Here is a 13,855-nt window from a genome sequence, read left to right as displayed (position 1 = left end):
CGGGCACCTCACCGTCGCTTCGCCCTACGGAGGTCTCCGCATGTCCCGGTCCCACCGATCCGCCCCCGCGAACGGGGACGACGAGTACCTGCGATCACTGGGCTACCAGCCTGAACTGACCCGCAGAATGGGCTCGTTCGGGAACTTCGCCATCTCTCTGTCGGTCATTTCGGTTCTGTCCGGCTGCATGACGCTGTTCGGGACCGGGATGGTGACCGGCGGTCCGGCGGTGATGATGTGGGGCTGGGTCGGTGTCGGCCTGGCCGTGCTGCTCGTTGGCCTCTCCCTGGCCGAGGTCACCAGCGCCTACCCCACCTCCGGCGGCCTCTACTTCATGTCCCAGCGCCTCGGCGGCCCCCGATGGGGATGGGTGACCGGCTGGCTCAACTTGATGGGGCTGCTGGGAGGCATCGCCGGCATCGACTACGGCGCCGCGAGCTTCATCGCCGCGTTCGCCGGGCTCCAGTGGGGCGTCGTGCAGACCCCCGGTCTGACCCTCGCGATCTTCGCCGGTGTCCTGCTGCTGCACGCCCTGCTGAACGTCGTGGGGGTGCGGGTGGTAAGCCTGTTCAACTCGATCTCGGTGTGGTGGCACCTGCTCGGTGTCGCGGTGATCGTCGGCGTGCTCGCCCTCGTCCCCGCCCATCACCAGTCCCCGTCCTTCGTGTTCGGGCACTTCGTGAACGAGACCGGGTGGTCGAACCCGGTCTACGTGAGCGCCATCGGGTTGTTGCTGGGCGGCTACACGTTCTGCGGCTACGACGCGAGCGCGCACATGTCGGAGGAGACGAAGGACGCGCAGGTGGCGGCGCCGCGCGGCATCGTCCGGTCGATCTGGGTCTCGTTGCTGGCCGGGTTCGTGCTGCTGGCGGGTCTGCTGTTCGCGGTGCAGGACTACGCGGGCACCGCCGGCGCGGCGGTGCCGCCCGCGCAGATCTTCCTCGACGCTCTCGGCACGACCGGCGCCAAGGCGCTGCTGCTGATCGTGATCGGCGCCCAGTTGTTCTGCGGCTCGGCCGAGACCACCGCGGCGTCGCGGATGATCTACGCCTTCTCGCGGGACAACGCGCTGCCCGGATCGGCGACCTGGCGCCGGGTCTCGGCCAACGGCGTGCCGGTGCTCGCGGTGTGGCTGGCGGTCTCGGTCGCCTTCGTCCTGGCCGTTCCCTCGCTCTGGTCTTCCGTCGCCTACGGCGCGGTGACGGCCATCAACGTGATCGGGATGAACTGCTCCTACATCATCCCCGTCTACCTGCGGCTGCGGCGGGGCAAGCGGTTCGTCGCCGGGCCGTGGAAGCTGGGCCGGTGGAGCAGGCCGATCGGGACCGCCGCCGTGGTGTGGGTGGTGATCCTCACCGCGCTGATGTGCCTGCCGCAGCGCGCCCCCGTATCCGTCTCGACGTTCAACTACGCGCCGATCACCCTGGCGGTGGTCCTCATGCTGGCCTGGGCGTGGTGGAAGTTGGCCGGCGACAAGTTCTCGGTGCCGGTCGTCCAGGACGCGCACCTGGCCAAGGTCGAGGCGCAGATCGTATGAGGGCGACCGTGCGTGCCGCCCGCGCCCGCACCGGCCGCGCCGCTGCCGGTCCGGCGTCGCCCGCTCGGCCGCTGCACGAACTGGTCGACGGCGACGACGGTATCGACACCGTTCTGCTCGCCGCGATCGACGTGCAGGGCCGGCTCAAGGGCAAGGCGTACGACGCGGCGTTGCTGGCGGAGCAGCTGCGGTCGGGCCGGTTCTCCCCGGAGATGTGCGGGTACGTGATCGGCACCGACCTGGGGATGACCGCCCCGCGTGCCGGGGAGTTCTCGTGGGCCACGGGCTTCGGCGATGTCGCCCTGCTGCCCGACCTCGGCCGCGCCCGGGTCCTGCCGTGGCTTCCGGCGACGGCGCTGGTGCTGGCCGAGCCGATTCTCGGCGGGTGGCCGCACCCACTGGCGCCGGTCACCGTGCTGAACGACCAGCGCGATCTGCTCTCCGGACTCGGCCTGTCGGCCGGGATCGGCGTCGAGACGGAGTTCGTCCTCTACGAGGGCACCGCCCGCGACGCGGCAGGGGCCGGCTGGCGGAAGCTCCGCCCGGCGACGTGGGACAACCGCGACTACGCCCTCGACCAGCCGGGTCCGGTCTCCGAGTTCGGCGGACGGCTGCGGCGGGTCCTCGCCGGAGCGGGTCTGCCGGTCGAGGCGGTCAAGCTGGAGGGAGCGCCGGGACAGGTCGAGGTGACGTTCCCCTGGGGGGAGCCGCGCGCGGTGTGCGAGCAGCACGTGCTGTTCAAGCACGCGACCAGGGTGGTGGCGGACGGGCTGGGGATGGCGGCGTCGTTCATGGCGGCCCCGGCCACCGGGGTCGGCAGCGGCATGCACCTGCACGTCTCGCTGCACTCCGACCGGGGAACGGTGCTGGCCTCCGGCCTGGGCGAGGGGAAGGCGCTGTCGGAGTTGGGTGAGCAGGCGGTGGCCGGGCTGCTGGCGGTGCTGCCGGTGACCGCTCCGCTGTGGGCGCCGTACGTGAACTCCTACCGGCGCTTCGGTGATCACTCGTTCGCGCCGTCCCGCTTCACCTGGGGCTGGGACAACCGCTCCTGTGCGGTGCGGGTGGTCGGCCACGACCGGAGCCTGCGCCTGGAAGTGCGGCTGCCCGGCGCCGACGCCAACCCGGTGCTGGCCGTCGCGGCCGTCCTGGCCGGTGTCCGGCACGGCATCAGCGCCGGCCTCAAGCCCCCGCCGGCCAGCACCGGCGACTCCTATCAGGAGCGGGACGCGGTGCCCGTGCCGCGCTCCCTGGCCGAGGCCCTCGCCGCGTTCGAGGGCAGCGAGCTGGCGGCCGGGCTGCTGGGCGAGCGGGTCGTCGCGCACCTGGCCGCCGTCGCCCGCCTGGACCTGGACCACCACGCCGCCCGCGTCACCGACGCCGAGCTGGAGCGTGGTTTCGCCCAGGCATGAGCCCCGGGCCGGCGGCGGGGTGACCCCCTCCCCGCCGCTGGCCCGGACCAACCCCACCCCCACTTCCCGTTGGAGATCCTCATGGACACCACCACCGCCCCCGTGATCGTCGCGGCCCCGGCCGTCCCCGAGCTGCTGTCCGCCCCGCACCTGGTCGACGTCGCCGTGCCCGGTATGGAGGGCCTGGCCCTGTGGCTGGCCGGGCGCGGCGCCGACGTCACCGGCAGCGTCCCCGCCGGCGAGCACGACAGCCCGGTGGTGGCCGGCCTGAGAGCCGCCGGGGTGAAAGTCGTGACCGGGTTCGCCACCGGGCACGTGCGCTCCGACCGCAGCGCGGTGGTGTGGCCGGGCGCTGTCGTGGGCGCCCACCCCGAGCTCGACCGGGCGCGGGTGCTGCAGCTGCCGATGCTCGGGCGAGCGCTCGCCCTCGCTGCCGTGGCGGCGCACCCCGGGCAGAAGGTGGCGGCCGTCGGGGGCAGCCACAGCACCACGACGGGCGCCGCCACCCTGGCCGCGGCGCTCGACGACGGCGCGACGGGCTGGATCCTCAACGCCCCGGCCCGGGGCGGTGCCGCAGGGCGCGCAGGCGGGGGCCGGCTCGTCGTGGACTTCTGCCCCGACGCCGGCACCCACGAGGCCCAGGCGCCCACCGCCTGGCAGCGCCACCCGGCCCCGTACCTGAAGAACAACCTCGCCCCGGCCGTGGTGCTGATCACCACCTGCGGTGCGAACGCCCCCCACTACCCCGACCACGTCGAGGGCCTCAACGCGGCCGAGCGCCTGGCGCGCACCGCCGCCACCGTCGTCCTGCCGACCTGGGACAACAGCGTGGCGATCCTGCGCGAGCGCCTCACCGACCGGCCCGGACCCGGCCTGGTCACCGTGGGCGCGGAGGGTGCCGACGTGCGGGTCCTCGCACCCCGGTGGCTCGGCAACGCCTTCCACCTCACCCTCCAATACCAGGGCCTGCAGCACGCCTTCGTCCTGCCGATCACCGGCCACCACCACGCCCGGGCCGCCTGCGCGGCCATCGCCACCGCCCTGGTCCTCGGCGAGGACCCGCAGGCCGTCGCCGAGCGCCTGGCCGCCTTCCACGGCGTCGAGCGCTCACTCGCCACCGTCGGCACCCAGGCGCGGATCACCGTCGTGACCTCCCGGGCCCGCCACCCCCACGAGGTCGAGCAGGACGTCACCGCGGCCCGCATGCTCACCGAAGGCTCGGTGATCGCCGTCCTGGAGCCGGACGGCTTCGCCCGCTCCAGCGAGCACGCCATCGACCTCGGCGCCGCACTCAGGGAAGCCGACCACGCGCTCCTGCTCCCCGTCAGCACCCCGCTGGACTCCGTCAGCGCGCCCGACCCCCTCGACACCATCGAGCAGCACGCCGCCGTGGCCATGGCATCCGGCGACCGCACCGTGCGCCGGTTGCGGTCCGGCCCGTGCGAGCCCGGCGCCGAACAGCAGATCGCCGCGCTCACCGCCCCCGGCGACCTCGTCCTTCTCATCGGCCAGGACCAGGCCACCGCTCTGGGGCCCCGCCTGCTGTTCCACCTCGGCGCACCCAACTCCCCGATCCCGCGCCACCTGTGACCCGCCCGCCCGCACCCGCGAAAGACCCCGCCATGACCACCGGCCCCCTGCCCGACCTCAGCGACCAGGACCGCCGCCTGATCGTCCTGGCCGCCTCCGGCGCCAGCCACCACCAGATCGCCGCCGACGCGGAGCCAGCCGTGGCACCCGACGACGTCCGCGCCGCCATCGAGACGCTGCTGGGTCGCACCCGCACCCGCACCGTGCTGCACCTGTCCGCCTGGGCCACCGCCCGGGCAATCGTCACCGGCCCGGTCCACCCCACCGCGGCTCTCACCACCAAGCCCCAGCTGAGGCCCCGCCTGCTGCAGATCCTCCGCGGCTGGTCCGGCGGCCGGAGCACCGGCGAGCTGACCGCCGGCTGGGGGATCGCCCCCTCCACGATGCGCGGCTACACCAAGACGCTGCTCACCGAACTGGGCGTCGACAGCCGGCCCCAGGCCGCCGTCGTGGGGGTCCTCGCGCAGCTCACCCTCCTGAGCGACATCGACCCGCACTGGCCCGCCGAACCCTTCACCCCTCCCAACCCGACCGGTGGGAGGCCCAGGTGAAGCCGTCCCGGACAGCCCGCCGGGCCGCACCCGCGGCACTGCAGATCCTGGCCGGCGCCCAGGCCGGCGGCACGGCCGTCTACCTCCTGGACCACCACACCCGCACCGGCGGGCCGGTGTACCTCGCCCTCTTCGCCGCCGGCGCCTTCGCCGCCCTGTTCACCGCCGACCGGCTGCTCAACCACCGCGGGCCGCCGCCGGACCGCGGCACCGCCGAGGCCAGTCACCGCCGGTCCGGCTGAGCAGCACCCGCACTGTGCACAACCCATAGCGGCCGTCCGGGCCAGGGCCGCACCCCTACGACACCGAAGAGCTGATGAACGCCCCACCATCCATAGACCACGCCGCGGCGAGCCTGGACCTGGACCGCCACCTGCACGAGCGCACCGCCGTCATCGTCGACATCGACGCGCTCGCCGACGTCCCCCGGACCGCACTTCTCGGAGCCGACCCCGCACTTCTGAGCACCGGCGGCCCGACCCCGGCCACCGTCCCCGCACCGCTGCTGCGGCTGCTGCTTCGCGCCCGCTCCGTGGCCATCCCCTGCGCCGTCGTCGCCCCGCGCCTGGACGACGCCTTCGTCGAGCAGCTCACCGCACTGCGGGTGCCCAACCTGTGGTCCGCGGCCGTCTACGGCCACGGCCGGCTGCGGGAGGGAACCAACCCCTACCGAGCCGCCGCCGAGCTGCTCGGCCAGCCCATCGAGCACTGCCTCGTCATCAGCCCGGACCCGGCACCCGCCGCGGTAACCAACAGCGGAGCACTGCGCACACTCGTCAGCCGCGCCGGCAACCTCGCCCCGGCCGGCGACGCGGCAGGCCGGCTGACACGCGGCCATCGGCTGCTCACCCCCGACACCAAAGTGCCGGTCCGGTGAGGTACATCGAGCCGCCCCAGGAGTTCACCCCCGACGCCGGGCCCTCGATCTACCTGGCCGGGCCGAGCATCGGCGTCCCCCACTGGCAGAGCGAAGCCGTCGCCCTCCTGGCCGCGGCGGGCTTCACCGGTACCGTCCTCAGCCCCCGTCCCACCCGTCCCGGCGCCGATCCGTTCCTCGCGTGGGCCCCGTTCGGCTGGCAGGACCACAACATCCGCCGCACCGACTGCGTCCTGTTCTGGATGCCGATCGGCGCCCAGCGCATCCAGGACCTGTACGAGTCGCACCTGTTCGGCCGGACCGCGGGCACCGTGGTCGTGGGCTGCGACCCGGACGACCCCGGCCAGGCGTCCACCCGACACGCCCTGGGCGCCGTTCTGCCCTGGCTGCCCGTGGAGTCCACGCTCGCCGACACCGTCACCGCCGCCCTGGCCCAGCTCTCCGCCCAGACAGCGGCCCACACGCCACCGGAGCCCCGGGCCCGCCCGCACACCTGACCGCCCCGCCCGCGCCACCGCCACCCAGTCCCGCCGCCACCCGCCACCGATCCGGAGACCCCGCCGTGAGCTGTCCGCCCGACCCGAACCCGCCCGCCACCGGCCCGGCCGACCCGCCGCCCGCCACCCACCGCTCCGCGCGGCCGGGTGCCGGCCGACCCGCGGGGGACCGGCCATGAGCGTGAACCACACCCCTTCCGGCGGCACCGACACGCCTGGCAGAGCCAAACTGTCCGCCCCGGCCCGCGAGGCGCTGGAGACCGCCTGCGCCTCGCAGGGCTTCGACCTCAGCGGCGCCCGCCTGCTGCACTTCAACCACAACTGGGTCGTTCGCCTGCCGCGGGCCACGCCGCAGGGACCGGTGATAGCGAAGATCCACCGGCCCGGAACCGGACGGGCCTCCGTCACCCGGCAGGTGCTGACCGCCCAGTGGCTGCACGACAGCGACATCCTGACCGCCCGCCCGGCCGGCAGCCGCTTCCCCGTCCTGGCCGCCGGGCACCTGGTGACCTTCACCCACGACCTCGGCGACGGCGGCCCCGTCGCCCCCGAGGACCTGGGCCGCGTGCTGGCCCGCCTGCACGCCCTGCCCGTGCCCGGCCACCTGGACCTGCCCCGCCTCGACCCCGCCGCCGGCCTGCTGGCCCGCGTCGAGCGGCTGCCCGACAGCGTCCTTCACCAGGCCGACCGTCACTGGCTCAGCGGCCACGTCCAGGCGGCCGGCGAGCGGTTCGCGGCCACCGACTGGCCGGGCGGCCCGGTCGTGCTGCACGGCGACCTCGCCACCCAGAACACCCTGCGCACCGCGCACGGGCCCGCGCTGATCGACCTGGAGTACGTCAGCGTCGGCCCGGCCCTCTACGACCTCGCGTTCGTCGCGTGGAGCCGCGACGGCTTCGGAGGCGACCCCGCGCTCTACGACCGGTTCCACACCGCCTACGGCACCGACGTCACCACCGTGGCGGGCGGGACACCGTACGCGCGGGTGCTCGCCCCGCTGCGGGCGGCCACCGGGTTCGTCATCGCCCTGGAGGCGGCCCAGCGCGAGCCGGCCTGGGCGGACGAGGCCGCGTACCGGCTGGCCTGCCTGCGGGACCAGGACGGCAACCAGGCCCACTACCCGTGGCGATGGTCCACGGCCACCGGCTACACCAAGCCCGCCGTGCCCGCGCCGACCTGACCGCACCGCCTCCCGAATCCCTTCCCCCGTACTCCACCACCCGTCAGGACACCGATGCCGCTCACCACCGCAACCCGGATCGAGGACCACGCCCTCATCGGCAACACCAGCTCGGCCGCCCTCGTGCGCACCGACGGCACCATCAACTGGCTGTGCCTGCCCGCCTTCGACTCCCCGGCCGTGTTCGCCGAACTGCTCGGGCACAACGACCACGGCTTCTGGCGCCTGGGCCCGGCCGTCTACGACGGCACCGCCCCGCCGCCGGCCACCCGGCGCCGCTACGCCGGATCCACCCTGGTCCTGGAGCAGGAGTGGGACACCGAGGACGGCAGCGTCCGCATCACCGACTTCATGCCCGCCCCGGGCGCCTACGGCGACCCGCCACCGCGCCTCGTGCGGATCGTGGAGGGCCTGAGCGGCACCGTGCGCGTCGCCTCGGTCTACCGGCCCCGCCCCGGCTACGGCGCCCTCGGCCCCCGCATCACCCGCACGGACAACGGCGTGCCCCGGCTGTGCGCGACCAGCGGACCGGACTCCTTCTGGCTGGACTCCCCGCAGCGCCACAGCGCCGGCCGCCGGGGGGTCTGCCGGGCCGACACCGCCGTCCACGCCGGGCAGAGCTTCACCTTCGCCCTGACCTGGCACCGCTCCAACCAGCCCGCTCCGCCGATCCCCGACACCCACGCGGAGCTGGCCGCCACCCAGGACTACTGGCAGCGGTGGGTGACGGCCAGCACCTACCGGGGCCCCGACCGCGACGCGGTGCTCCGCGCGGCGATCACCCTCAAAGCGATGTGCCACCCCGACGGGGGCATCATCGCCGCACCCACCACCTCCCTGCCCGAACTGATCGGCGGGGAACGAAACTGGGACTACCGCTTCGTGTGGGTGCGCGACAGCGCCCTGACCGTCGCCGCCCTGCTCCGGGCCGGCTTCACCCAGGAGGCCCGCGCCTGGCGCGACTATTTGACGGCGGTCATCGACCCGGCCGACCTGCGCGCCATCTACCGCGCCACCAGCACGGCCGGCCTGGAGGAGAAGGTCCTCGGCCACCTGCCCGGCTACGAGGACTCCCGGCCCGTGCGGATCGGCAACGGCGCCGCCGGGCAGCTGCAGCTCGACGTCTACGGGGAACTGGCCGACGCGCTACTGCTCGCCGACGACGCGGGCCTGCCCGCACACCCGGGCTGCGATGCCCTGCTGCTCGCCCTGGCCGAGCGGCTGGAGACGCTCTGGGGCGAGCCCGACGAGGGCATCTGGGAGATCCGCGGCCCGCGCCGGCACTTCGTCCACTCCAAGGTCATGGCCTGGGTCTGCTTCGACCGCACCATCACGCTGCTGCAGCGCCGCCCCGCCACCCCGGAGCCGGTGCTGGAGCACCTGCGAGCGGTGCGCGATGCCATCCACCGGGACGTGTGCGCGAACGGCTTCGACCCCGAGCGGAACACCTTCACCCAGTTCTACGGCAGCGCCGAGCTGGACGCCTCCCTGTTGCTGATCCCCCTGGTCGGGTTCCTGCCCGCGGACGACAAGCGGGTGATCGGCACCGTCGAGGCGATCCAGCGCGAACTGTCCACCCAGGACGGCTTCCTGCTGCGCTACCCCACCCACGCCGCCAGCGACGACAACGTCGACGGCCTCTCCGGGCACGAAGGCGCCTTCCTCGCCTGCTCCTTCTGGCTCGCCGACGCCCTCACCCTAATCGGGCGCACCGCCGAGGCCCGGCAGCTGTTCGACAAGCTCCTCGCCCTGCGCAACGACGTCGGCCTGCTCGCCGAGGAGTACGACCCCCTCGCTCGCAGGCAGCTGGGCAACTTCCCGCAGGCGTTCTCCATGTGGGCGCTCGCCGATACCGCAAGGGCGCTCTCCAGCCCCGCGCGGGAGACGTCGCCCCGTCGCTCCTCCCGGCCGGCCTTCGCGGAAGTCGGCTGAGCACACCCCGCCGACCCACGCTCGTCAGGCCGCCCCAGCGGACCCGAGCCCCCGCTGCCACGGATCCGGCACGCCTCCAGTCCGTCCACCCGCCCTGCAACATCTCCCAGGAGACCGCTTTGGCCACGCTCACGATCGGTTCCTTCAACCTCGACCACGACGGCTACACCGCCACTCCCCGCGGCGGAGGCCATTTCGACCGCTGGTACGACGCCCACGAGGCCCTGAGCGCCTATCCGTTCGACGTGCTGTTCCGGCAGGAGATGACCCACTCCGCCGCCAACGGCGGCCGGCTCCTGCACGAGGCGGAGCGCATGCTCGGCATGCGCGGCTTCCTCGGCCCCGCCGCGCCCGCGGAGTCCCCCAACCCGTGCGGCCTGTTCGTGCGCGAGGACACCTTCCGCGTCACCGGCGTGTGGCCGCAGGAAAAGGACTGGTGGCTGCCGCCGTGCGCCGTCTCCGTCAGGTACGCCGAGGCGGGCGTCCCGCTCCAACTCGCCTCCGTGCACCTCAGCTACCGCTCTCCTGACCGCCGCCAGATCGAGGCGGGCAACATGACCACCTGGCAACGGCCAAACCTGGCCGTCCTGCTCGGCGGCGACTTCAACTCCTACAGCGGATCCGGCCAGGAGCTGCAGCCCTTCCCCGACTGGCCGAACATCCATGACCGTACCCACCAGGAGCACCGCACCCGCGCAGGCTCGGTGACCGACACCGAACCGGACCGCATCCTCACCGCGGTTGGCATCGACGACGTCGCCCTCCACGCCGCCACCCGCCTCGGCCAGGACCACGCGCTCGCCGCCACCGCCAGCCAGGACCCCGCCACCAACGAGCGCCAGGGGCCCGCCCAGCGGATCGACTTCCAGCGCGCCTCCCGCGCGCTGCTCCCGGCCCTGCGGGACTTCCGCGTCGTCCCGCTGCCCGGCCTGTCCGACCACCCGCTCACCGTCTCGGTCTGGGACGCCGACACGTTCATCGCCGGTCTCCAGAAGCACGCCGGCTTCGACTACCGGCGCTCCGGCGCCCGCTGAGAGCGGCCGTGCGCCCGCCCGCGGCCCTGTTCACCCGAGAGAGAGGAGCAACACCCGTGTCCGCCGTATCCCCACCCCGTATGTCAGGCCGCTATGTCCGCCCGCAGCCGGGCGAGGGCGCCCTGCGCCTGCTCGCGGATGTCCGGGAGCAGGGCGCCGGCGCGGAGTACGCGCTGGACCTGGTGCGGGAGCCGGTGCAGTTCGGCGCCGTGCAGGGCGGCGCGCATCTGCTCGCCGGCCGCGTCCCGGTCGCCCCGGCGGAGCAGGATCTGGCCTGCGGTGATCGCGGAGATGATGCGCCACTGGGGGCTGATCTGGAATCCCGGTGCGGGGGCGCGTTCGAGGAGTTCGACGGCGGCCGGGACGCGGCCGGTGGCGGCGAGGCCGCGCAGCCGCACCTCGTGGAGGGTGAACTCGGAGAACAGCGCGGTGGTGCCGGCGGTCTCCAGCAGCCGCTGGCTCTCGGCGACGGCGTCGTCGAAGACCGTGGTGGCCCGGGCTGTTCCGGCGGCGCGGGCGAGGAGGATCACGGCCGCCGCGCGGTCGTCGGGGGTGCGGGAGAGGTCGCGGGCGCGGGCGAGGCGTTCCAGGGCGGCGTGGTGCAGGCCGGCCTTGCGCAGTTCGTTGCCGTGGTGGCGCAGGGCGTGGGCGTGCAGGGCCCGGTCGTCGAGGCGGCGGGCGACGGCAAGCCCCTTGCCGGTCCAGCGTGCGGCGGTGGCGAGGCGTTCCTCGGGAAGGACGTGGCCGAGGGCGACGCCGAGTCCGACCCGGGCCCGGGCGAGCAGGCGCAGGACGTCGGTGTCGGTGTGGCCGTCGGCGGCCCGGGCTTCGAGGCGGGCGACGAGGGGCCAGAGTTCGTCGACGGCCGCGGCTGCCTGGCCGGCCTGGCGGGCGATCTCGGCCAGGCGCAGGACGCTCTCACCGAACTGGATCATGGCGTGGTGGTCTCCGTCGGCGTCGTCGGTGATGCCGAAGACGTGGGGTGGCAGGCCGAGGCACCGGGCGATGTGCCGCAGCGCGCCGATGTCGGTGATGGTGCGGCTTCCAGTCTCCACGCGGGAGATGTAGGAGGTGGAGTATCCGAGCAGCGTGCCGAGCTCCTCCTGCGGCAGCTGGTTGAGCCGACGGTAGAAGGCGAGGATCTCGGGCAGGCTGCGGCGGCGCAGGATGTCCTGGGCACGCGGGGTCGTCCAGTGCCAGCGGATGCCGCCGTGCGGGTCGCGGCGGGCCACCGGTCAGGCCCGGCCGTGGAGTTCGTGCCAGTGGGCGATGGAGTCCTTGTAGCCCTGCGGCATGACGAGGCCGGGCACCTCGTCGCGGGTGAACAGCCCGGCTTCCTTGTGCTCGTGGCTGACGACCGGGGGCCGGTGGGCGTCGGCGGCGGTGCAGCCGTAGGTGACGATGAAAACCTGCCGGCCGGGCAGCGGCTCGTACATCCACACGTCCAGCAGCGGGCCCGCGGTGGCCGTCCAGCCGCACTCCTCGCGGATCTCGGTCTCCACCCGCTCCTCGGGAGTCTCCCAGCCCTCCATCTTCCCGCCTGGCAGCTCCCACTCGGACCGTTCGTTCTTCAGCAGCAGCACCCGCCCCTGCGGGTCGAGCACGACGCCCTTGACCGAGATCGGGAACTTCGGTGGCGCATAGGGCTGTTCGGAGGGTCCGGTCATCTCTTCTTCCACGGCGCACGGGCGGGTACGGGCCCCTCGAACGTAGCAGCCGGCCGCCGCCGCAGGACTCTCTCGACCGGTGACCGGGCTTTGACAATCTGTCACTTCACCGGGGGCCGACGTGCCGGGGAGAGTGTGTCCCCACCCGTCCGCCCGTTCTCACGAGGGGGATCCCCCATGCCGTCTTCCCGCACCGCGCTGCCCGCCGCGGACGAAGAGTTCACCCCCGGAGCCCTGGCCGGCGGGGCCCTGGAGCGTGCCGCGGGCGTGCTGCGCGAGCACGGCCTGGTGCGGCTCGGGCGGCTCGGCGGGCGCGAGGACGTCCTCGAAGCGGCCGGGCGGTTCATGGCCCGGCCGTGGCAGCACCGTGACGCCGATCCGGACGGGCTGACCGTCGTGCGCGACACCGGCCGCCACGAGGGCCTGGCGGGTTTCGCCGGCCTCGGACGCGGCGGCCTCTCCCCGCACACCGAGTGCGCCCAGCTGCCCCGCCCGCCACGCCTGCTGCTGCTGGCCTGCGCGCGGACGGCCGAATCGGGAGGCGAGACCCTCGTGGTGGACGGCCGGGCCGTCCTCGCCGAGCTCGCCGACCTCCACCCGAGCGCGCTGGAGGCCCTCACGGCGCCGCGGGCGGCGTACTTCGGCGGCGCGGACGGCCGCTTCGCCCCCGTTCTGGAACAGCTGCCCGACGGCCGGTGGCGCCTGCGTCTGCGCCAGGACTCCCTCGCCCGGTTCTCCCCCGACGCCGAAGCCCACCTGCCGGCCCTGCGCGGCGCCGTCGAGCGCCACACCACCCGCACGCGCCTGGCCTGCGGACAGGGCCTCGTCCTGGACAACCACCGTTTCCTGCACGGCCGCACCGCCTTCGTCGGCGGCCGGCTGCTGCTGCGAGCCCTGGGAGAGCCACGCGCCGCTCTCGGCCTGGCCGTCGGATTCCCCCGGCCCCTGGACCGCGCCGCGCCCAGCGGGTGACGGCACCGAAGCCGCCACTTGGGGCGAAGGTCCGAGCACCTCATCTCACAGCTTCCGCCCCGAGGCCCGACCGGGCACTTCGGACAGGCGGAGCCGGAAGGACACCACCCCCGGTGTCCCCGGCACCCCGGCTCCGGCCGGCCCCCACCCGCCCGCTGACAGGAGGTCGGCGATGTAGGCCCGATAGGCAGGGCGCCTTCCGGCGCCGACCAGAACCGTCCGCGAGCGCGGCCATCAGCCGCGCCCCGGACAGAGACATCCGATCCAGAGCAACAACCACCGTTTCCCACAGAGGAGTTGGCATGGCTCACAGCATCACGCACGGCATCACCCAGGTGAACCCGCACGACCTGCAGGGCGCCACGTCGGACGGCTTCGACCTGGACGTCACCCTCGTGGAGGTCGCCGACGCGGCCCGCCTGGTCAACATCACCGGCGACAACTGCGGCTCCACCTGCGGCGCCTGCACCACCGGCGTCGCCTGACCGGCACCACCGGGTCGGCCGAGGAGATGTCCTCGGCGAACTGCACCGCCCACGCCGCCAGGTCCGCCCGCAGGCTGCCGAGGTCGGCCGGCGGGGCGTCGGGCCGCAGCCGCTCCACGGCCAC

Annotated in this window: 14 protein-coding genes and 1 pseudogene; 12 read left to right on the top strand and 3 right to left on the bottom strand. The window is 74.1% G+C overall.

What is annotated here, in order from left to right; genetic code table 11:
- The first annotated feature begins 40 nt into the window (after positions 1 to 40).
- The 10 genes from ACWDRR_RS18085 to ACWDRR_RS18040 all read left to right on the top strand — a co-directional run bounded on the left by ACWDRR_RS18085 (position 41) and on the right by ACWDRR_RS18040 (position 10,607).
- Entirely contained in the window at positions 41 to 1,537 is a 1,497-nt protein-coding gene (locus ACWDRR_RS18085) for an amino acid permease (RefSeq protein ID WP_449773165.1), read from the top strand.
- On the top strand, positions 1,534 to 2,946 hold the full coding sequence (locus ACWDRR_RS18080) for a glutamine synthetase family protein (RefSeq protein WP_449773164.1): 1,413 nt from the start codon (positions 1,534 to 1,536) through the stop codon (positions 2,944 to 2,946). The genes ACWDRR_RS18085 and ACWDRR_RS18080 overlap by 4 nt, the downstream gene beginning before the upstream one ends.
- 81 nt (positions 2,947 to 3,027) lie before the next feature.
- Entirely contained in the window at positions 3,028 to 4,536 is a 1,509-nt protein-coding gene (locus ACWDRR_RS18075) for a Mur ligase domain-containing protein (protein WP_449773163.1), read from the top strand.
- Positions 4,537 to 4,568: 32 nt separating this feature from the next.
- Positions 4,569 to 5,087 (top strand): hypothetical protein, encoded by a 519-nt coding sequence (locus ACWDRR_RS18070; RefSeq protein ID WP_449773162.1) that lies wholly within the window; start codon positions 4,569 to 4,571, stop codon positions 5,085 to 5,087.
- Entirely contained in the window at positions 5,084 to 5,329 is a 246-nt protein-coding gene (locus tag ACWDRR_RS18065) for a hypothetical protein (RefSeq protein ID WP_449773161.1), read from the top strand. Before ACWDRR_RS18070 ends, ACWDRR_RS18065 begins: the two co-directional genes overlap by 4 nt.
- A gap of 74 nt (positions 5,330 to 5,403) precedes the next feature.
- Positions 5,404 to 5,964, top strand: a complete 561-nt coding sequence (locus ACWDRR_RS18060; protein ID WP_449773160.1) for a hypothetical protein — start codon at positions 5,404 to 5,406, stop codon at positions 5,962 to 5,964.
- Entirely contained in the window at positions 5,961 to 6,461 is a 501-nt protein-coding gene (locus ACWDRR_RS18055) for a hypothetical protein (protein WP_449773159.1), read from the top strand. The genes ACWDRR_RS18060 and ACWDRR_RS18055 overlap by 4 nt, the downstream gene beginning before the upstream one ends.
- A gap of 175 nt (positions 6,462 to 6,636) precedes the next feature.
- Positions 6,637 to 7,641, top strand: a complete 1,005-nt coding sequence (locus ACWDRR_RS18050) for a phosphotransferase enzyme family protein (RefSeq protein WP_449773158.1) — start codon at positions 6,637 to 6,639, stop codon at positions 7,639 to 7,641.
- Positions 7,642 to 7,695: 54 nt separating this feature from the next.
- Complete coding sequence (locus ACWDRR_RS18045) at positions 7,696 to 9,573, top strand: glycoside hydrolase family 15 protein (RefSeq protein ID WP_449773157.1); 1,878 nt, start codon at positions 7,696 to 7,698, stop codon at positions 9,571 to 9,573.
- Positions 9,574 to 9,692: 119 nt separating this feature from the next.
- Positions 9,693 to 10,607: an endonuclease/exonuclease/phosphatase family protein gene (locus tag ACWDRR_RS18040; RefSeq protein ID WP_449773156.1), complete on the top strand. Its 915-nt coding sequence runs from the start codon at positions 9,693 to 9,695 to the stop codon at positions 10,605 to 10,607.
- Positions 10,608 to 10,690: 83 nt separating this feature from the next.
- Here the strand turns inward: ACWDRR_RS18040 and ACWDRR_RS18035 are convergent, their stop codons facing one another.
- Together ACWDRR_RS18035 and ACWDRR_RS18030 are read right to left on the bottom strand one after the other, a co-directional pair.
- Positions 10,691 to 11,839 carry a helix-turn-helix domain-containing protein gene (locus ACWDRR_RS18035; protein ID WP_449773155.1) on the bottom strand — a complete coding sequence of 383 codons (1,149 nt, stop codon included), beginning with the start codon at positions 11,837 to 11,839 and terminating at the stop codon, positions 10,691 to 10,693.
- A gap of 3 nt (positions 11,840 to 11,842) precedes the next feature.
- Positions 11,843 to 12,274: an NUDIX hydrolase gene (locus tag ACWDRR_RS18030; protein WP_449773154.1), complete on the bottom strand. Its 432-nt coding sequence runs from the start codon at positions 12,272 to 12,274 to the stop codon at positions 11,843 to 11,845.
- A gap of 177 nt (positions 12,275 to 12,451) precedes the next feature.
- Here ACWDRR_RS18030 and ACWDRR_RS18025 point away from each other — a divergent pair, with 177 nt between their 5' ends.
- The gene (locus ACWDRR_RS18025; protein WP_449773153.1) at positions 12,452 to 13,246 is read left to right on the top strand and encodes a TauD/TfdA family dioxygenase; all 795 of its coding nucleotides are present in this window, start codon (positions 12,452 to 12,454) and stop codon (positions 13,244 to 13,246) included.
- A 302-nt stretch (positions 13,247 to 13,548) separates the two neighbouring features.
- Positions 13,549 to 13,731 carry an FxLD family lanthipeptide gene (locus ACWDRR_RS18020; protein WP_449773152.1) on the top strand — a complete coding sequence of 61 codons (183 nt, stop codon included), beginning with the start codon at positions 13,549 to 13,551 and terminating at the stop codon, positions 13,729 to 13,731.
- Here ACWDRR_RS18020 and ACWDRR_RS18015 read toward each other — a convergent pair.
- Positions 13,676 to 13,855: pseudogene (locus ACWDRR_RS18015) on the bottom strand (hypothetical protein); the annotation flags it as partial. The gene ACWDRR_RS18020 and the pseudogene ACWDRR_RS18015 overlap by 56 nt on opposite strands.

The organism is Kitasatospora sp. NPDC003701, from assembly GCF_053587085.1.
This window is presented reverse-complemented; position numbering and strand designations above follow the sequence as displayed.

Excerpts from the sequence above, each read along its gene's own strand:
- ACWDRR_RS18080 (WP_449773164.1), top strand. The coding sequence starts at position 1,534 with ATGAGGGCGACCGTGCGTGCCGCCCGCGCCCGCACCGGCCGCGCCGCT.
- ACWDRR_RS18070 (WP_449773162.1), top strand. The coding sequence starts at position 4,569 with ATGACCACCGGCCCCCTGCCCGACCTCAGCGACCAGGACCGCCGCCTG.
- ACWDRR_RS18020 (WP_449773152.1), top strand. The coding sequence starts at position 13,549 with ATGGCTCACAGCATCACGCACGGCATCACCCAGGTGAACCCGCACGAC.
- ACWDRR_RS18060 (WP_449773160.1), top strand. The coding sequence starts at position 5,404 with ATGAACGCCCCACCATCCATAGACCACGCCGCGGCGAGCCTGGACCTG.
- ACWDRR_RS18085 (WP_449773165.1), top strand. The coding sequence starts at position 41 with ATGTCCCGGTCCCACCGATCCGCCCCCGCGAACGGGGACGACGAGTAC.
- ACWDRR_RS18025 (WP_449773153.1), top strand. The coding sequence starts at position 12,452 with ATGCCGTCTTCCCGCACCGCGCTGCCCGCCGCGGACGAAGAGTTCACC.
- ACWDRR_RS18075 (WP_449773163.1), top strand. The coding sequence starts at position 3,028 with ATGGACACCACCACCGCCCCCGTGATCGTCGCGGCCCCGGCCGTCCCC.
- ACWDRR_RS18045 (WP_449773157.1), top strand. The coding sequence starts at position 7,696 with ATGCCGCTCACCACCGCAACCCGGATCGAGGACCACGCCCTCATCGGC.
- ACWDRR_RS18030 (WP_449773154.1), bottom strand. The coding sequence starts at position 12,274 with ATGACCGGACCCTCCGAACAGCCCTATGCGCCACCGAAGTTCCCGATC.
- ACWDRR_RS18050 (WP_449773158.1), top strand. The coding sequence starts at position 6,637 with ATGAGCGTGAACCACACCCCTTCCGGCGGCACCGACACGCCTGGCAGA.